2 pseudogenes are annotated in these 501 nt (G+C 42.5%); both read left to right on the top strand.

Annotation, left to right across the window (positions count from 1 at the left end):
* Positions 1-194: pseudogene (locus tag R7O13_RS31435) on the top strand (CHAD domain-containing protein); the annotation flags it as partial.
* A 98-nt stretch (positions 195-292) separates the two neighbouring features.
* Positions 293-501, top strand: a pseudogene (locus tag R7O13_RS31430) (lipase); the annotation flags it as partial.

The raw sequence follows: 501 nt of genomic DNA, 5'->3' as shown, positions 1-501 counted from the left end.
CTTCGACTCAAATTGCGTTTTTCACCCAGCTCCGCAAAGATAAACGCTACAACAAACCAGATCGCCAAGTACTCAAATCTTTGATTAAGGAAATAAAACAGGCTCATGAGCAATCTCGGCAATCTACCTTACTTCGTCTAAAAAATTTTGATTCATTTATCAATAATACTTCGACGTTAGAGATTTACCGTTAACTACGAGGACTGAACCGGTAACACATTCTGCTGATGTTCACGTGTTCTTCACACTCGCTCACTAGAGTATAAGGTTGGACAGTTTTAAGTAAGACAACGTGAAACCACTAAAACGATACCAATACGAACGCTACGCCGTACTGTGCAACCTCGCGTATCCAAGAGTCTTTAAACAAACACGTTATGGCTTCGATCCGAATGGTCAGCGAGTCATCCGAAACGAACACGGCAAGATTATGATTCGCGTGCTGTGGAGCAAAAACCGCGATGAAGTCGTGGTCGTTATTAAAGGCTCTCACAGCATTAC

This window comes from Vibrio sp. Y176, assembly GCF_033438945.1.
The sequence above is the reverse complement of the archived record's forward strand: the minus strand, read 5'-3'. Positions and strand labels throughout refer to the sequence as shown.